14 protein-coding genes and 1 tRNA gene are annotated in these 16,258 nt (G+C 60.1%); 8 read left to right on the plus strand and 7 right to left on the minus strand.

The annotated features are described in order from the left end of the window. Window positions 1-191: 191 nt before the first annotated feature. Entirely contained in the window at window positions 192-1,571 is a 1,380-nt protein-coding gene (locus AB7E35_RS04140) for a hypothetical protein (protein ID WP_428167142.1), read from the minus strand. A gap of 286 nt (window positions 1,572-1,857) precedes the next feature. Continuing rightward, window positions 1,858-2,142: a helix-turn-helix transcriptional regulator gene (locus AB7E35_RS04145; protein WP_428167143.1), complete on the minus strand. Its 285-nt coding sequence runs from the start codon at window positions 2,140-2,142 to the stop codon at window positions 1,858-1,860. Window positions 2,143-2,484: 342 nt separating this feature from the next. Here AB7E35_RS04145 and AB7E35_RS04150 point away from each other — a divergent pair, with 342 nt between their 5' ends. The 4 genes from AB7E35_RS04150 (at window position 2,485) to AB7E35_RS04165 (ending at window position 6,188) form a co-directional block, all read left to right on the plus strand. Next, the gene (locus AB7E35_RS04150; RefSeq protein ID WP_428167144.1) at window positions 2,485-3,318 is read left to right on the plus strand and encodes a hypothetical protein; all 834 of its coding nucleotides are present in this window, start codon (window positions 2,485-2,487) and stop codon (window positions 3,316-3,318) included. Window positions 3,319-3,783: 465 nt separating this feature from the next. Next, window positions 3,784-4,110: a type I restriction endonuclease subunit M gene (locus AB7E35_RS04155; protein ID WP_428167145.1), complete on the plus strand. Its 327-nt coding sequence runs from the start codon at window positions 3,784-3,786 to the stop codon at window positions 4,108-4,110. A gap of 3 nt (window positions 4,111-4,113) precedes the next feature. After that, window positions 4,114-4,725, plus strand: coding sequence for a hypothetical protein (locus AB7E35_RS04160; protein ID WP_428167146.1), 612 nt, complete (start codon window positions 4,114-4,116; stop codon window positions 4,723-4,725). 14 nt (window positions 4,726-4,739) lie between these two features. After that, window positions 4,740-6,188, plus strand: a complete 1,449-nt coding sequence (locus AB7E35_RS04165; protein WP_428167147.1) for a hypothetical protein — start codon at window positions 4,740-4,742, stop codon at window positions 6,186-6,188. 145 nt (window positions 6,189-6,333) lie between these two features. Here AB7E35_RS04165 and AB7E35_RS04170 read toward each other — a convergent pair. From AB7E35_RS04170 to AB7E35_RS04180, 3 genes are all read right to left on the minus strand, one after another. Further along, window positions 6,334-6,423 (minus strand) — tRNA-Ser (locus AB7E35_RS04170). 95 nt (window positions 6,424-6,518) lie between these two features. Continuing rightward, window positions 6,519-7,433 (minus strand): SPFH domain-containing protein, encoded by a 915-nt coding sequence (locus tag AB7E35_RS04175; RefSeq protein WP_428167148.1) that lies wholly within the window; start codon window positions 7,431-7,433, stop codon window positions 6,519-6,521. 70 nt (window positions 7,434-7,503) lie between these two features. Further along, the gene (locus AB7E35_RS04180; protein WP_428167149.1) at window positions 7,504-7,935 is read right to left on the minus strand and encodes an NfeD family protein; all 432 of its coding nucleotides are present in this window, start codon (window positions 7,933-7,935) and stop codon (window positions 7,504-7,506) included. Between the two features lie 147 nt (window positions 7,936-8,082). Here AB7E35_RS04180 and AB7E35_RS04185 point away from each other — a divergent pair, with 147 nt between their 5' ends. Beyond that, the gene (locus tag AB7E35_RS04185; protein ID WP_428163635.1) at window positions 8,083-10,458 is read left to right on the plus strand and encodes an Orn/Lys/Arg decarboxylase N-terminal domain-containing protein; all 2,376 of its coding nucleotides are present in this window, start codon (window positions 8,083-8,085) and stop codon (window positions 10,456-10,458) included. 125 nt (window positions 10,459-10,583) lie between these two features. On the opposite strand, the gene AB7E35_RS04190 is transcribed toward AB7E35_RS04185, so the two are convergent. Both AB7E35_RS04190 and fabI read right to left on the minus strand, forming a co-directional pair. Next, a complete protein-coding gene (locus AB7E35_RS04190) occupies window positions 10,584-11,528 on the minus strand; it encodes a DNA ligase (protein ID WP_428163634.1) in 945 nt (314 codons plus the stop codon). Window positions 11,529-11,677: 149 nt separating this feature from the next. Beyond that, window positions 11,678-12,478 (minus strand): enoyl-ACP reductase FabI, encoded by an 801-nt coding sequence (gene fabI, locus AB7E35_RS04195; protein ID WP_428163633.1) that lies wholly within the window; start codon window positions 12,476-12,478, stop codon window positions 11,678-11,680. Between the two features lie 104 nt (window positions 12,479-12,582). On the opposite strand from fabI, the gene AB7E35_RS04200 reads away from it, so the two are divergent. From AB7E35_RS04200 to AB7E35_RS04210, 3 genes are all read left to right on the plus strand, one after another. Continuing rightward, the gene (locus AB7E35_RS04200) at window positions 12,583-14,430 is read left to right on the plus strand and encodes an extracellular solute-binding protein (RefSeq protein ID WP_428163632.1); all 1,848 of its coding nucleotides are present in this window, start codon (window positions 12,583-12,585) and stop codon (window positions 14,428-14,430) included. 62 nt (window positions 14,431-14,492) lie between these two features. Continuing rightward, complete coding sequence (locus AB7E35_RS04205) at window positions 14,493-15,203, plus strand: hypothetical protein (RefSeq protein WP_428163631.1); 711 nt, start codon at window positions 14,493-14,495, stop codon at window positions 15,201-15,203. 12 nt (window positions 15,204-15,215) lie between these two features. After that, complete coding sequence (locus AB7E35_RS04210; RefSeq protein ID WP_428163630.1) at window positions 15,216-16,256, plus strand: microcin C ABC transporter permease YejB; 1,041 nt, start codon at window positions 15,216-15,218, stop codon at window positions 16,254-16,256. Window positions 16,257-16,258: the final 2 nt, after the last annotated feature.

A 16,258-nucleotide genomic window follows, 5' to 3' on the forward strand; every position in this document is an offset into this window, starting at 1 on the left:
GAGCGTCCGCTTCTAGTAGCGGCAGTCATTCATCGGAGAGTGGGTGGCGGGCCCAATGGAGTCTTCTAGGTGTACCTTGGGGCAAAACGAAGGCAACACTCAACCCAGAACCATGCCGCCTTTCCAAAGGTTGTGCCGCCCCCGGGCTGTGTGGTTGCCCCATGGGAAAACCAGGGGGCAACACTCACGACCTACCCCATCAAATTGGAGATATCGCTGGTCGTCCCATCCGTGGGTGAGGGCAAGAGCACCCCAGCCTTTCGCAACCCCTCCAAAGCCGCCCCCAACGCGGAGACAGGGAATGACGCCACAGCGCCAGCGGCACCGCGCTGGGCTTTGCTTTTGCCCTTACTCGTAGCCTGGCCCTCGCCACCCCCCTTCTTCTCCCACTTGAGCTGCGCCGCAGCAATTGCCGCCTCAGCAAGCTTGCGCAACTCACGGTTCTTGCGCTTGACCGTCGAGGGAAAATGGCAGTGCTCAAGCAACTCCTTCGGCGGCTTCACCAACCGATCCAGCGACAGCAACTCGCTCAACCCAGGGATCGCAATGCGGCACTGGGTCTTCCAGGGAATATCAATGTCGATGCGCAGGCGCTCCAGGATGCGCTGCTTGATCGGCGACTTCTTCCACTCGCCTGACTGAAACTGCGGGAGTTGATTGATCGGCTTTCCCTTCAGGTACCAGGCGAGCACCAGTTGGTCGCGTTCCGGCAGACCATCCACATGGCGCTGCTGCGGCTTATTGACCCGATAGTCGGCATCCACCTTCAGCAACGTGCGCAGCCAATCAAACTGCTCACGGTACACCGCTTTACCCTTAGCGCCGCGCCAAGCGCTTGGCTTGCTCAGCCCGTTCTCGGCAAGGTATTTAGCGCTGAGCGTGATCTCCACCCGAAGCACGCGCTTGCCAATTTCGTAGATCGCATTCTCCACCTCGGGCGACACAAAGCTGGCGAACTTGTTCGGCTGGTTGCGATCCTTCACATAGAAACGAACCGAACGACCGTCGACCTTGTTGATGTACCAGGACTGGGTATCTCCGGATGCCGCAACCCCCACCTTCTTCGAGATTTTCTCGCTCTGATTACGGGGTGACTTGAGCACCACTCCCGCATAGCGCTTGAGATTCAAGAGCAGGCGGAAAGCCTGCTTGGCCGATTCGTATTCCAGGCAGAACGTCAGAGTGATTTCCTGAAACTCGCAGTGCTTCAAGCTGATCGTCTTCACATAATCTGGGTGGACATCTTCTGACTCCGCAAGATTGATCTGCGCCATGTATTTATGGGCGAGCGCAGCCTGATAGACCGTATTGCTCATCAACACGTTGTTGCTGAGCAAGGTCGCAGGGTAATTCACTGACAACTCGTAGGCGTAGATTTTACAAATCCTATTCATTTTTGCCTTGATCTTATTCTTCGCCGGTGTCAAGCCATAAATATGATCGCTCATAGTGGTGAGGTTGAAGACCTCCTTGTTATTGAAAATGATTCCATACTTTGCTGGAAGGTTAACAGTCCCATGCTTTTTGCTGGGTTCTGGCATATAGAAGATGGATGTTTGCGAATCAGACATAAAAGCTTTCAATGGTAGATTTGGCACTTGCAGAGATGCCCTCATGGGCGATGCTGCGTATCGCGCAAGTACCTAGAGGTTGGTGATTGATAACTGGCTTGGTGGTTGGTTGTGTGAGCTGGTCATAAGCTATCAATTACTAGTAACTAGCACATTCGCTTTTGGCGCCTCCCCCACCAAGACCCTCAAAAACACTGAAAAATAGGGCTTTTGGCAGCATCAATCCAGGTTTCCTAGTTTTTGTTGCGCTTGATAAATCCTCGATTTATGCCGACGCTGAGGGCATTCACAGCGATCCTGCTTTAAGAACTTCGCGCAAATCGCGAACGCGCCAAACGCAAATCCGGCTACCGAGCTTTTTGGGCGCCGGAAGGGCTCCCGATTCACACCACCGCCAAACGGTTGACCGGGATACCCCCAACAGCATCAGCACGACGGGTAAGCGCACGAAAGCCTCGCCGGGAAGACAGTCGAAGTTGCGCAAGGGATCGGGAACGGTGGGGCGCGCGTCCTTGCGCTTGCGCGCCACCTTGTCGTTGTTGAGCGTGACGGCTTGCAGCTTTGCATTCATGGATCTACTCCAGGTATGTGCTACGGACAACAGCGCGACGTGCGCAGTGCCCAGCCATCGGTGTTCACAGTAAAAAAATGCGATGTCGATCAGCAGCCAAAAAAAATTCGCTGAAGTCTCATGAAATGCCTTATTTCCTGCGTGTTCTAGGAACATGTATGGAGGAATATGGAGGTGAAAAATTGGTGTTCTTATGGAGGAATATGGAGGTTTGCACGTGGAGGAATATGGAGGTAAGATCCAGCCCTCATGGGTGAGAGCATTCGACCTGGAAGTTCAGTCAGGGGGCAGTAGCTTCAGCGGTGCGGGTGTCGCAACGATCGCTGGGATGGAGGATGAAAGATGCGTGATGAGGAAGCTAAGCGCGCGCCAGTCAATCTCGACTGGGGTGCTTCCACCTGGTCCTTGACCGAGGTCTTCGATGCTTTTTTGCGACCGGATTTGAAGGGGGAGGGACGCCTTCGTAATATCGTCAATGCACTTAATGAAGATGATTTACCAGAAGAAGTACCTTCCTCGGTTGTCGATGCACATAAGAAGCTACGTGTTTTGATCAAAGACGCAGAGATAAAGGTGCTTAAGGACACGCAACTGCACCCGGCAGTGTGGCTACGTCTTCTTCACTTCATTGGCGAAAGTACAGGGCTGTATTTCGAAACTATGGAAGAAAGTTATTGTGAGTGGCGTAAATCGAATGGCAGTGGGCTGCCTATCGTTAGGCGCCAAAATCCCGAAACCCATAAGGCTCGCTCTTTTACCATCGATGTTTTCTTGTTGCTGAATATTGATGGGCTGCAACTCGAAAAACCTTACAAGTGGGGGAGGGATACTATGGCTGCCCTTGAACTGAAGAGGAGTGAGAAAACTATTAAGTCTAAGCAACCCAAAAGGGGGAAAAAAACATCTTTGGAAAGTAGAATAGAGAAAATAGGGAAAAATGTTTGTCGCAACGTAGAGGATATGCTTGATAAATTGCATCAAAATATATCCAATCTGTTGCCAATACGTACTAGTGGGCGGAATAATATCGCACAAGGTGAAACACGTCGTTATCAGTATCAAGGCGCGGCGTTAACTCTCGCCCAAGAGTTAAAAAACCAAAGGAATTCTCCTTTGTCGCAACGCTCCGACGAGGTGGTTGCCAAGGCGGTACGGGTTTACGTAAAGTGCTCCTAATGAAAAACGGTCAATGCAGTTCGATTGCTGCACAACTTTGTTTTGTCGTTACTAGCTTGGCTTCCGGGATATCAATAGGCCATTTATCGCACTGAATTCAATGTGCAATAGTGATTGCACTGAGTGACTGCATTTTGTCGCGGCAGTGCGGTATAATGAAATTGCAATATTGTTTGTGGCAGTTTGTTTTGCTGAACCACGATTCAATATCGGCTTCTCCCCTTCGCCTGTGTTCCCAGGTCGTTTACTCCCCCCGGTTTTATTCCCTCGCGCCGTGACGCCACGGTAGCTTGCGCGCGGCTGTCGCAATAACAGCACGCGTGGCGCCGCCGATGGCCGTGCCATCGCTGTGGTGATCGGTTGTGTGGTGGCAGATCGCGCCAGGGTGTGCTGGCAGTGGTGCAGAGCGCATAGCTGCGCTTCGTTCTTTTCCCTTCTCCCTTTCTTTCTATCAGGAGCTTTCCCATGACCTCTTCGCCTGGTCAGGCCGCCGCATGCGCGCGTTACGAACAACAACGCACACCCTTGTTCACCTTGGGTACTGTGCTGATCACCCCCGGTGCACTCGACATGCTCGAAGCACTGCAGTTGGCACCGCTGCCGTTCGTGCTGCGTCACGTGGCCGGGGATTGGGGTGACCTGTGCCAGGAAGACAAGCAAGCGAATGCAGCGGCGCTCACTTACGGCAGTCGTTTGCTGTCGGCCTACGACATTCCCCCGAACCACCGGCTGTGGATCATCACTGAGGCCGACCGGCGCTCGACCACCTTGCTGCTGCCGGAGGAATACTGAGCAATGCTGCGTTCCTACCATTGTCACCCCCGAATCGGTGCTGGCATGCATGGCCCCATGGTGGGCAACCAGCGGCTGCATGTGCGCCAGGGGGACGTGGATGCCACTTGCGGCTACCACTGTGTTTTGATGGCATTGATGGTGTTGGGCCAAGTGCGGCGCAATGCGCTGATTTGGGACACGCGCGACGCGCGCCTGCAAGCGTTGCGCAAAGTGGCGCAGCGGTACTACTTCGATGGCTGCGAGGTTGAAGAGCTGCAGCAACAACTGGCCCCCTATGCCGAGGGGGTGCACTGCAAGGAATTGCGCTCGCGGGTGGCGGAACGCACCTTGGATGCGCTGGCCGATGAAAAGCTGTGCTTGGTGTGCTTTTCTACGGAGCGCTACATGCATTGGGTGCTGGCTGTGGGCTTGCGCTTCGAGGCGGAGGAACCAGCTGACCTGCTGGTGCTGGACCCGGCCATGGCCCCGATACCGCTGGTGCCCTGGAATGCCATGCTGACCGGCTGGGCGAGCAAGCAGCCACGGCGCGTGGTGGCCACGCTCAGTGAGCGCGTGAGCATCGACGCGGTGCTGGTGCTGTCGCCTGTGGTGCAGGCACAAGAGGACGAGTAGGCCGTTCGGCAGTTTTGTCGCTCAGCTTCGCTCGTTTTCTTTTTTCCCCTTTTCTTCTTCCCGAACTTCCGCTTTTCGTAGCACTGGGCTGTGAGCCAAGTGCAGCCGCCGCATGGGCGAACGGCTGGGCGGGAGTTCGTTGGTACGTTGTTTTGCTTGTTTGGAGGTGCTTTGTGATGACCGACGATTCCTTGACGCCCCCTCCGCTGGAGCGGCTGCTCACTGCTCTGTTGGAGTTGCCACCCCTGTTGCCCCTGCCTGGTTTGGCATCCCCACACGAAGCCGGTGATGGTGCGGCGCAGCTGGTGCTGGAGGTGATGGACACGGCGCTGCACACCCCGCCTGCGCAGCCCCAGCGCATGGCTGCAGTGCGGTATTTCTGCAAACACGCCCGCCACCGCCTGGGCTTGGCGTCCTGGCGGGATCTTCAGGGCTTGCTGGAGCAGTACCCGCAAAGCGACGAAGGCGATGCCGAAGTGGCGCGCTTGCTATGGGGTGTGGAAGCCCGTGAACATGTACGGGCGCTGCGCTTGCTGGTGTGGTTCATGGCGGCGTATGACGTGACCGAGCTGGGGCAGTGGCATGCATGGATGGGCACGGCGGGGTTTGAAGAAGCCTTGCGCGAATCGCTCGATACGCTGGGCGCTGTGGCAGTGGTGCTGTTGTGGCAAGCCAAGTCAGGACGCACGGACCACGCCTGGGTGTTGCGGTTTGCCCGCAGGGCGCTGGGGCATTCGGTCAGCGAAGGGCCTGCCATGCTGGCGTTTCGGGATGCGGCGGAAGCGATGGGTGTGCCGCAAAGGGTGCTGGCCCGGCAGGTAGCCCATTGGGAGCGTGCGGCGATGGGCATTGACGATGCGCCGAGCCTGCGGGTGCTGTGGTGGCAATGTGTGGCCGAGGCGTTGCAGGTGCATGTGGCCCAAGAAACAAGCACTGTAGCCAGCTGCGACGAATGGCGCGTCGAGTTATCACCGGCTGCAGCATTGCGTTACGGCGACGCTGGCGTGGTGCTGGAGCCGCAGGCGAGGGAACTGCAAGCCAACGCGCCCGTGGTCACAGCGCTGCGACTGCGCCAAAGGAGCTGGGCGCAAGGCTTAGGCCTGTGGCTGGAGATTCAGGGGGAGGGGCGGCTGTCGGCGGTGCATCAAGCGGCCATTGCCGAGCGGTTTGAGGCGGCCGGCCACCAGGCGCCGCAGCTGCGATATGTAAGCGCAGATAGTGCTCACCAAGCCACTTGGCTGGCGACATGGCACTGGGAAGAGACGGTATGGGTGCCTGGAGATATGCCAGTGGCCGACGTGAAGCGCTGGGCGCTGGAGACGGCACTCAAAGCGACCGAACACTGGCTGCTGATGTGCGGCATGGTGGCGCTGGCGGGAAAGCCGCTTGGTACGCCGGCCATAGGCAGCAGTTTGGTGGGCATTGATGTAAAAAGGGAAGCCACCAATGAAAAAAAGTTCTAGGGCCAGGGGCGCTAGAACTTCTTCAGACTGGTGAGAGTGCCACTTTCTAAGTCAAAACTGGCTGAAAGCAACCGTATAACCAGCCGTATAACGGTTTGATGATTTTGCTAAAAGTCTTTGAAAATCAACGACTTAGAGCGGTATCTGGCGGAGAGGGCGGGATTCGAACCCGCGGTGGGGATTAGCCCACACACGCTTTCCAGGCGTGCGACTTAAACCGCTCATCCACCTCTCCGAAGTCGCATATTGTATGCACTATTGCGTAGCAAATTTTCGATTGAGGCGATGGCGGTCAAAAAATCATGCAGCAGGCCCTGGTCTGCGTGCAGGTCATGTGCGCTGAGTTGTCTGGATCATCTTCATTGCGGATGCCACGAGTGCGGATACCTCGGTCATGTTGCTGGGCACGATGAGGGTGGTGGTGGCGTCTGTGGCCACCTTGCCGTAGGCCTCAACGGCTTTTTCGGCCACTTTGAGCTGTACGGCCTGTTCGCCGCCGGGCTGGCGGATGGCGGCCGCAATGCGCTCGATGGCCTGGGCAGTGGCTTCGGCCACGGCGGTGATGGCTGCGGCCTCGCCCTGGGCGTTGTTGATCTGGGCCTGTTTCTCGCCCTCGGATCGCGCGATGAAGGCCTCGCGCTCGCCAGTGGCAATATTGATCTGCTCTTGGCGGCGGCCCTCTGAGGCCGCGATCAGCGCGCGTTTTTCGCGCTCGGCGGTGATTTGCGCCTGCATCGCGCGCAGGATTTCGGCTGGTGGGGTCAGGTCTTTGATCTCGTAGCGCAGCACTTTCACACCCCAGTTCAGTGCGGCCTCGTCGATGGCCTGCACCACCTGGGCGTTGATGATGTCGCGTTCTTCAAATGTCTTGTCCAGTTCCAGGCGGCCGATCACGCTGCGCAGCGTGGTCTGAGCCAGCTGCGAGATGGCCATGATGTAGTTGGACGAGCCATAGCTGGCGCGCATCGGGTCCGTCACCTGAAAGTACAGGATGCCGTCCACCTGCAGCTGCGTGTTGTCGCGGGTGATGCAGACCTGGCTGGGCACGTCCAGCGGGATTTCCTTCAGGCTGTGCTTGTATGCCACGCGGTCGATGAACGGAATGATGAACTTGGGGCCAGGCGACAGCGTGCCGGCGTATTTGCCCAGCCGCTCTTTCACCCAGGCGTTCTGCTGGGGCACGATCTTGACGGCTCGCACGATGAAGATGACGGCGATGATGAAAAGGACGATGGCGATTTCCATGGGGCGTTGTCTTTCTGTGCCGCGTGCGGCAGGGGTTGAAAAGAAGCAGTCTGATGGTATGCGGCCCGCGTTACAGCGGGTCGACCAGCAGGCGGTTGCCGATCAGCTCGGCCACGCGGTGCGCGCCGGTGGACGGGGTGATGCCCGGACGGTGGATGGCCGTCCACTGGGCGCCGCGGTATTTGACGATGGCGGTGCCGTCGGCCTGCCAGGCGTCGATGTAGATGGTTTCGCCCACATCCAGGTTGACGCTGCGGTCCGCGCGTGCCGACGGCTCGCCCGGGCGGCTGCGACGGCGCAGGTAGGCGGCGAACACTGTGCCGGCGCCTACCAGGGCGCTCACCAGGATTTGCCCGGTGATGCCCAGGCCGGCATGGGCCGCCAGGGCGCCAGCGGCCAGGCCGATGGCCAGCATCAGCAGGTAAAAGGTTCCAGTCAGCAGCTCGGCGACTACGGCGGCGCCCGCCATCAGCCACCACAGGGTAGGTGCATCCAGGTTCACGGTAAGACTCCTTTTGGGATCAGGTTGGGTTGCGCGTCGCCCGGGTGATTCTGGTCGACGCACAGTGGGGTTTCATGGAGGGTACGCGCTTATTCCTTACACTTCGCGCCTCTTTGGTTTTTGAGGCCCGGTCACCGGAGGCAGCGCATGAAATTTCGCTTTCCCATCGTCATCATCGACGAGGACTATCGTTCAGAGAACACCTCGGGCCTGGGTATCCGGGCGCTGGCGCAGGCCATCGAGGCCGAGGGCTTCGAGGTGCTGGGCGTGACCAGCTATGGCGATCTGTCGCAGTTCGCACAGCAGCAAAGCCGCGCCAGTGCGTTCATCCTGTCGATCGACGACGAGGAGTTCACGCTGGGCACGGGCCAGGATCCCATTGTGCAAAGCCTGCGCAGCTTCATCGAGGAGGTGCGCCGCAAGAACGCCGACGTGCCGATCTACGTGCATGGCGAGACCAAAACCAGCCGCCACCTGCCCAACGACATCCTGCGCGAGCTGCACGGCTTCATCCACATGTTCGAGGACACGCCCGAGTTCGTCGCCAAGCACATCATCCGCGAGGCCAAAAGCTATCTGGAGGGCGTGCAGCCGCCGTTCTTCAAGGCGCTGCTGGACTACGCCGAAGACGGCTCGTACAGCTGGCACTGCCCCGGCCACTCGGGCGGCGTGGCGTTTTTGAAGAGCCCCGTGGGCCAGATGTACCACCAGTTCTATGGCGAGAACATGCTGCGCGCCGACGTGTGCAATGCCGTGGAAGAGCTGGGCCAGCTGCTGGACCACAACGGCGCGATTGGCGAATCCGAGCGCAATGCGGCGCGCATCTTCAATGCCGACCATTGCTTCTTTGTCACCAATGGCACTTCCACCAGCAACAAGATCGTCTGGCACCACACCGTGGCGCCGGACGACGTGGTGGTGGTGGATCGCAACTGCCACAAGTCGGTGCTGCACAGCATCATCATGACGGGCGCGGTGCCGGTGTTTCTGAAGCCCACGCGTAACCACTTCGGCATCATCGGCCCGATTCCGCAAAGCGAGTTCGAGCCCGAAACCATCCAGGAAAAAATCCGCGCCAACCCGCTGCTCAAGGGCGTGGATGCCAAGGCCGTCAAGCCGCGCGTGCTGACCCTGACGCAGTCCACCTACGACGGCGTGCTCTACAACACCGAAACCATCAAGAGCATGCTGGACGGCTACGTGGACAACCTGCACTTTGACGAGGCCTGGCTGCCGCACGCGGCCTTCCACCCGTTCTACGGCAGCTTCCACGCGATGGGCAAAAAGCGCGCCCGGCCCCAGCACTCGGTGGTGTATTCCACGCAGTCCATCCACAAGCTGCTGGCCGGCATCAGCCAGGCATCGCATGTGCTGGTGCAGGACTCGCAAAGCACCAAGCTGGACCGCCACCTGTTCAACGAGGCGTACCTGATGCACACCTCAACCAGCCCGCAGTACAGCATCATTGCCAGCTGCGACGTGGCCGCCGCCATGATGGAGCCGCCCGGCGGCACCGCGCTGGTCGAAGAAAGCATCGTCGAGGCGCTGGACTTTCGCCGCGCCATGCGCCAGGTGGAAGAGGAATTCGGCGAAAAGGACTGGTGGTTCAAGGTCTGGGGCCCCGACGAGCTGGTCGAAGACGGCCTGGGCACGGCCGAGCATTGGGTCTTTCGCAGCAAGGGCAAGAAAAAGGGCGCGGCCAACGCCAGCAAGTGGCACGGCTTTGGCGACCTGGCCGACGGCTTCAACATGCTGGACCCGATCAAGTCCACCATCGTCACGCCCGGCCTGAACCTGGACGGCAAGTTCGACAAGACCGGCATCCCCGCCAGCATCGTCACCAAATACCTGGCCGAGCATGGCGTGGTGGTCGAAAAAACCGGCCTGTACAGCTTCTTCATCATGTTCACCATCGGCATCACCAAGGGCCGCTGGAACACGCTGCTGACGGCGCTGCAGCAGTTCAAGGACGACTACGAGAAGAACCAGCCCATGTGGCGCATCCTTCCCGAGTTCTGCCAGCAGCACAAACGCTACGAACGCATGGGCTTGCGTGACCTGTGCCAGCATGTGCACGAGCTGTATGCCAAGTACGACATTGCGCGCCTGACAACCGAGATGTATCTGTCGGACCTCACGCCCGCCATGAAGCCCAGCGACGCCTACGCCCACATCGCGCAGCGCAAGACCGAGCGCGTGGCCATCGACGACCTGGAAGGCCGCATCACCACCAGCCTGATCACGCCGTACCCGCCGGGCATTCCGCTGTTGATCCCGGGCGAGGTGTTCAACAAGAAGATCGTGGACTACCTCAAGTTCGCGCGTGAGTTTGCCAAGCTGTGCCCGGGCTTTGAGACCGACATCCACGGCCTGGTGGAGATCGAGGACGATCACGGCAACGTGCGCTATTACGCCGACTGTGTGGCCCAGGAGGGCGCGTCGCCCAAGCGCACGGCCCGCGCGTCGGGCAAGAGCAAGCTGGTGCAGGTGGGCAGCGACGGGCCGTTTGGCCGCACGATCTGACGTGACTTGATCCGCGCGGCCACGGTTGCGCCAATGGGTTGAGGCCGGGGCGGGTGACCGCCGCCGGCCTTATCTTTTTGATAGCTGCTAGCGCTTGATGTACAAGGGCTAGGGCCGGTTTTGGCTTATTTTTTAGCAGCCGATTCAGTGGATTCAACCGAGGGCGGTGCATCGGCACGCACGCGCCAAAAGCGCGCGAAGCGCGGCAGGCCGCTGGCGTGGGTGCCGTTGAAGCGGTAAGTCACCACCGTGCCCACTGGCGGCGGCGTGCGGCGCAGCGCATCGGGCAGGCCGCTGCCCAGGCGAAAGCGCTTCCCATCCGGCAGGGCCACCAGCAACGCGCCCGTCTGGCCTGCGTACTTGCCCCGGCCCGGCACATGGCCGACCACGCGGGCCTCGGCGTCCTCAAAAGACTTGAGCTTGAGCAGATCATCGCTGCGCCCGCCGCGGTAGGGCGCATCGTCGCGGCGCAGCATCAGGCCCTCGGCACCTGCCCGCTCGTGCTGCTGCAGCTGCGCCATCAGCTGCGCATGGCTGTCCACACGCCACTGCGCCGCGGCCTGCACCCAGGGCTGGCCCAGCGCAGCCACGGTGCGCTGCAGCTCAGGCAGTCGCGCGCCAAAACCGCCGGGCGCGCCGGGCAGGTCAAACACCATGTAGCGCAATGCGCGCCACTGCGCGTCGTCTGGCGTGGCCTGGCCAATGGCCGACTGCACGTCGGCAAACTGGCCGCGCCCGGCCCACAGCTCGCCATCCAGCGGCTGGTCGGGCCAGCCCGCGGTAAACCAGGCCGGCGCGCGAATCGGCAGGCCCTGGCGGCTGAGCAGCTGCTGGCCGGTCCATAGCGCACGCACGCCGTCGTATTTTTCGCTGACCCAGTAAGCGGTCACGTCGATACCGCTGTGATAGTGCTGCGCCAGCGTGGGCGCAGGCGGTGCCGCACGGGCGGCCATGCAGCCAAAAGCTATTAAAAACAATAGCTGCCAGCGCAGGTATATCAATCGCTGGAGCCCAAAAACACTTGAAAAGATGCGGCGCGATGCGGTGGGGCTTGTGGAACGTGGTTGCATGGCTTTAAGGCTGTGGCTGTGGCGGTACTGCGTCAGGCATTGGGCGCGGCAAAAAACAAAAAACCCCGCCTGCGTCGCCGCGTGCGGGGTTGTCTTATCAAGGGGGGGCCACCAACGCCATCAAACCATGACAGCGTGGTCGCCAGGGCTCAGACCTGATCGGCAGAGATGCCCGCTGTCTGGCTGAAGCCGCCGTCCACGTAGGTGATCTCGGCCGTCACGCCGCTGGCCAGGTCGCTCAGCAAGAAGGCGGCCACGTTGCCCACGTCTTCAATCGTCACGTTGCGGCGCAGCGGGGCAGCGTCGGCCACGCGGCCCAGCAGCTTGCCGAAGTCTTTGATGCCGCTGGCGGCCAGGGTTTTGATGGGGCCAGCGCTGATGCCGTTGGCGCGCATGCTGCGGCCGTCCGCGGTGCGGCCCACGGCTTCGGCCAGGTAGCGAACGGAAGCCTCCAGGCTGGCCTTGGCCAGGCCCATGGTGTTGTAGTTAGGAATGCTGCGCAGCGCGCCCAGGTAGCTCAGGGTAAGCAGCGACGACTTGTCGTTCAAGTAGGGCAGGGCGGCCTTGGCCATCGCGGGGAAGCTGTAGGCGCTGATGTCATGCGCAATCTTGAAGGACTCGCGGCTCAGGCCTTCCAAGAAGTTGCCGGCAATGGCCTCGCGCGGTGCAAAGCCGATGCTGTGCACAAAGCCGTCAAACGTGCCCCAGGCAGCGCCAATGTCGGCAAACAGCTTGTCGATTTGCGCGTCGTCGCCCACGTCGCAGTCAAAGACCAGGGTGGAGTTGAACTCGGCGGCAAACTCGGTAATGCGGTCCTTGAAGCGCTCGCCCACGTAGCTGAAGGCCAGCTCGGCGCCTTGTTGGTGGCAGGCCCGGGCGATGCCGTAGGCGATGGAGCGGTTGGACAGCACGCCCGTGATGAGCAGCTTTTTGCCGGCGAGAAAACCCATTGTTGTTCTCCTGAAAACGCGATGTGCGCAAAGTGAAAGGGGGGATGTGCAAGCGTGGCGCGGGGTGGGGCTTGCGGCCCGCTTGCGTGGTGCAGAATTGTCGCATGCAGTTTTGGCGTATCTGTTTACTGATGGGCGGGCTGGCCGGCGGCTGCCTGGCGGGCACCAACGCGTGGGCGGCGCATGCGTATGCAATGTGGGGCAAGCCCGCGCTGGCGGCAGACTTTGCGCATCTGCCCTACGTGAACCCCGATGCGCCCAAGGGTGGCGAGCTGCGGCTGGTCAGCAACCAGCGCGCATCTACATTCGACAAATACAACCCCTTCACCATCCGCGGCAGTGCGCCGGCCTACCTGAGCGCGCTGATGTTCGACACGCTGCTCACCGGCTCGCTGGCCGAGACCGCCACCGGCTACGGCCTGCTGGCCGAGGACGTGACTGTGGCGCCTGATGGCCTGTCGGCCACCTTCCGCCTGCGGCCTGAGGCGCGCTTTCATAACGGCAAGCCCGTGCTGGCACACGACGTCAAGCACAGCTTTGACACCCTGGTGGGCCCCCACACCTCGCCCGCGTACAAGACCATGCTGATCGAGGTGGCGGGCGTGGATGTGCTGGACGACCGCACGGTGCGCTACCGCTTTCACAAGCCCAACCGCGAGCTGCCGCTGACCGTGGGCGGACTGCCCGTGTTCAGCCGCGACTGGGGCGTGGGCCAGGATGGCCAACCCAAGCCCTTCGACCAGGTGGTGATGGACGTTCCCATCGGCAGCGGGCCGTACAAGATCGGGCCGGTCAACTTCGGTAAAGACATTACTTATGTGCGCGACCCGCAGTACTGGGCGCGCGACTTGCCCGTGCGCCGCGGCACGGCCAACTTTGACCGCGTGCTGGTCAAGATCTACAAAGACAACACCGCCCGGCTGGAGGCGCTGAAGGCCGGCGAGTTTGACCTGATGCGCTTTTTCAGCGCGGGCGACTGGGCGCGGCGCGTGAACGGCAAAAAGTTTGACACGGGCGAGCTGGTCAAGGGCGAGTTTGCGCACAAGCTGCCGTCGGGCTTTCAGAGCTATGTGCTCAACACCCGCCGCCCGCTGCTGCAGGACGCCCGCGTGCGCGAGGCGCTGGGCCTGGCGTTTGACTTCGAGTGGATGAGCCGTCAGCTGTTCTACGGCGCCTACCAGCGCGTGCGCGGCATTTTTGGCAACACCCTGTGCGAGACGCACGGCCTGCCGTCGCCCGAAGAAGTCGCGCTGCTGGAGCCCTGGCGCAAAGACCTGCCGGCCGCCGTCTTCGGCCCCATGTACCAGCCGCCCACCACCGACGGCGCCACCACGCTGCGCGACAACCTGCGCCGCGCGCAGGCCCTGCTGCGCCAGGCAGGCTGGCAGGTGCAGGACGGCGTGCTGCGCAATGCCAGCGGCCAGACCTTCGAGCTGGAATACATGGACAGCAGTGAGGGCGGCGCGCGCACGCTATCAATGTGGCAGCGCAACCTGCAAAAGCTGGGTATCACGCTCAAGTTCAGGGCTGTGGACTTTGCGCTGTACCAGCAGCGGCTGCAGAAGTTCGACTTCGACATCACCACCATCGCCTACCAGGGCACCAACAACCCCGGCCAGGAGTTTGCCGACCTGTTCGGCAGCGCTGCGGCGGATCAGGAAGACTCGGGCAACTTTCCTGGCGTGAAGAGCCCGGCCGTGGACGCCATGATCCGCGCCATGGTGTCGGCCAAGACGCAAGAGCAGATGCTGCCCGCCTGCCATGCGCTGGAGCGCATCATCGCGCACAGTCACTACCTGATTCCGCAATGGTCCGCAGGCACCCACCGCATGGCCTACAACGCCTGGCGGCTGGCGCGGCCGGCGGTGGTGCCGCCGTATTCACCGGGCGAGATGTGGGCGGTGGACACTTGGTGGGCGAAAAAACAATTGTTAGAGGGCGAAACGCAATGATGAACGTTAATTTGGGCTTTGGCAGGCCTTGGGCTCTTCGTGTACCTACTGTCTATCGATACATGAAGACTGAGCATATCGAAGAATTCTTTGAAACAGGTCTACTTGTGTTGGGTAGTTATGGGAAGTACAAAAAACGTGAGGACATTCGAAAGGATGAGCGAGAGGGTTTTTGTAATTTTCATTTGGAAAACGAAGGGTTTGCATATTCTGGTGTGCAAAGTGTGGGTGCGGCAAGCTTCATGCTCTGTGGCAGTGTGAATGAGTCAGATGATTTAATGAGTCGGTTTGGTGTTGATAATTATCTGGTGGTCACTGACGTACTAGGTTTTGCGGATGCTGTATCTCGTGCTATACCCGGATTTTTAGAGGGGAAGTTAGGTGCATGCTCATATCGAAGCGGTCGACAAATCTCCAAAAAGGTGGCGAAATCCCTAGAAATAGACTCCACCGAGTTGTTGAATGCGAAAAAATATGAAGATATTACCAAGGCTTTCTATGGCAACCAGAAAGCGATGGCGGATCGAATAAATTACGAATTAATTGACGAATCGTTCTTCGTCAAAGATGTTGCATATGAAAAGGAAGCCGAATTTAGGATGGTTTGGCGGGCATCTCGGAAGGTTGGCGATGGTGCCAAAATAGATTGCCGCGATGCAATTAAATTCTGTGCGCCAGGTCGGCCGCTCTCACGTAACGTCTCAAAAATCGAATTAGATGCAGATCAGAATATTTCGCTGATAACGGGTTTCACGCATTCGACGCAATCCTAGTTACGTCGTCCCATGTTTGCCTACATCCTCAAACGCATCCTGCTCATGCTGCCCACACTGCTGGGCGTGCTGCTGCTGACTTTCGTGGTGATCCAGTTCGTGCCCGGCGGCCCGGTGGAGCAGTACCTGGCCGAAGCCAAGGCCGGTGCGGCTGGCGTGGGCGCAGGCGGCGGCGAGGGCGGCGGCATGGCCTACCGCGGTGCGCAAGGCGTGGACCCCAAACGGCTGGAGCAGATCAAGCAGCTCTACGGCTTTGACAAGCCCGCGCATGAACGCTTTGTGCAGATGCTGGGCCAGTTTGCGCGCTTTGACCTGGGGCGCAGTTTTTTCCAGAACAAGGACGTGTGGCAGCTGGTCAAGGAAAAGCTGCCCGTGTCCATCAGCCTGGGGTTGTGGACGTTTTTCATCAGCTACCTGGTGGCCGTGCCGCTGGGCGTGGCCAAGGCGGTGCGTGCGGGGTCACGCTTTGACTTCGTCACCACGCTGATCATTTTGGTGGGCTACGCGATTCCGGGCTTTGTGCTAGGCGTGGCGCTGCTGGTCATTTTTGGCGGGCAGTTGCAGTGGTTTCCGCTGCGCGGGCTCACGTCGGCCAATTGGGACGAGCTGAGCCTGGGCGCCAAGGTGGTTGACTATCTGTGGCACATCACGCTGCCCGTTACCGCCATGGTGGCTGGCAGCTTTGCCGTGACGGCCATGCTGACCAAGAACGCCTTTCTGGAAGAAATCCGCAAGCAATATGTGCTGACGGCGCGCGCCAAGGGCTTGTCCGAGCGCCAGGTGCTCTACAAGCATGTGTTTCGCAATGCGCTGATTCCCATCATCACCGGCTTTCCGTCGGCCTTCATCGGCGCGTTCTTTGCGGGCTCGCTGCTCATCGAGACGCTGTTCTCGCTCGACGGCCTGGGGCTGCTCAGTTACGAGAGCGTGATCCGCCGCGACTACCCGGTGGTGCTGGGCACGCTGTACCTGTTCACGCTGATCGGGCTGGTGACCAAGCTGATTTCCGATCTGTGCTACGTGTGGGTGGACCCGCGCGTGAAGTTTGATTGAAA

Source organism: Diaphorobacter sp., from assembly GCF_050251835.1.
Classification (GTDB): domain Bacteria; phylum Pseudomonadota; class Gammaproteobacteria; order Burkholderiales; family Burkholderiaceae_C; genus JBFXIE01.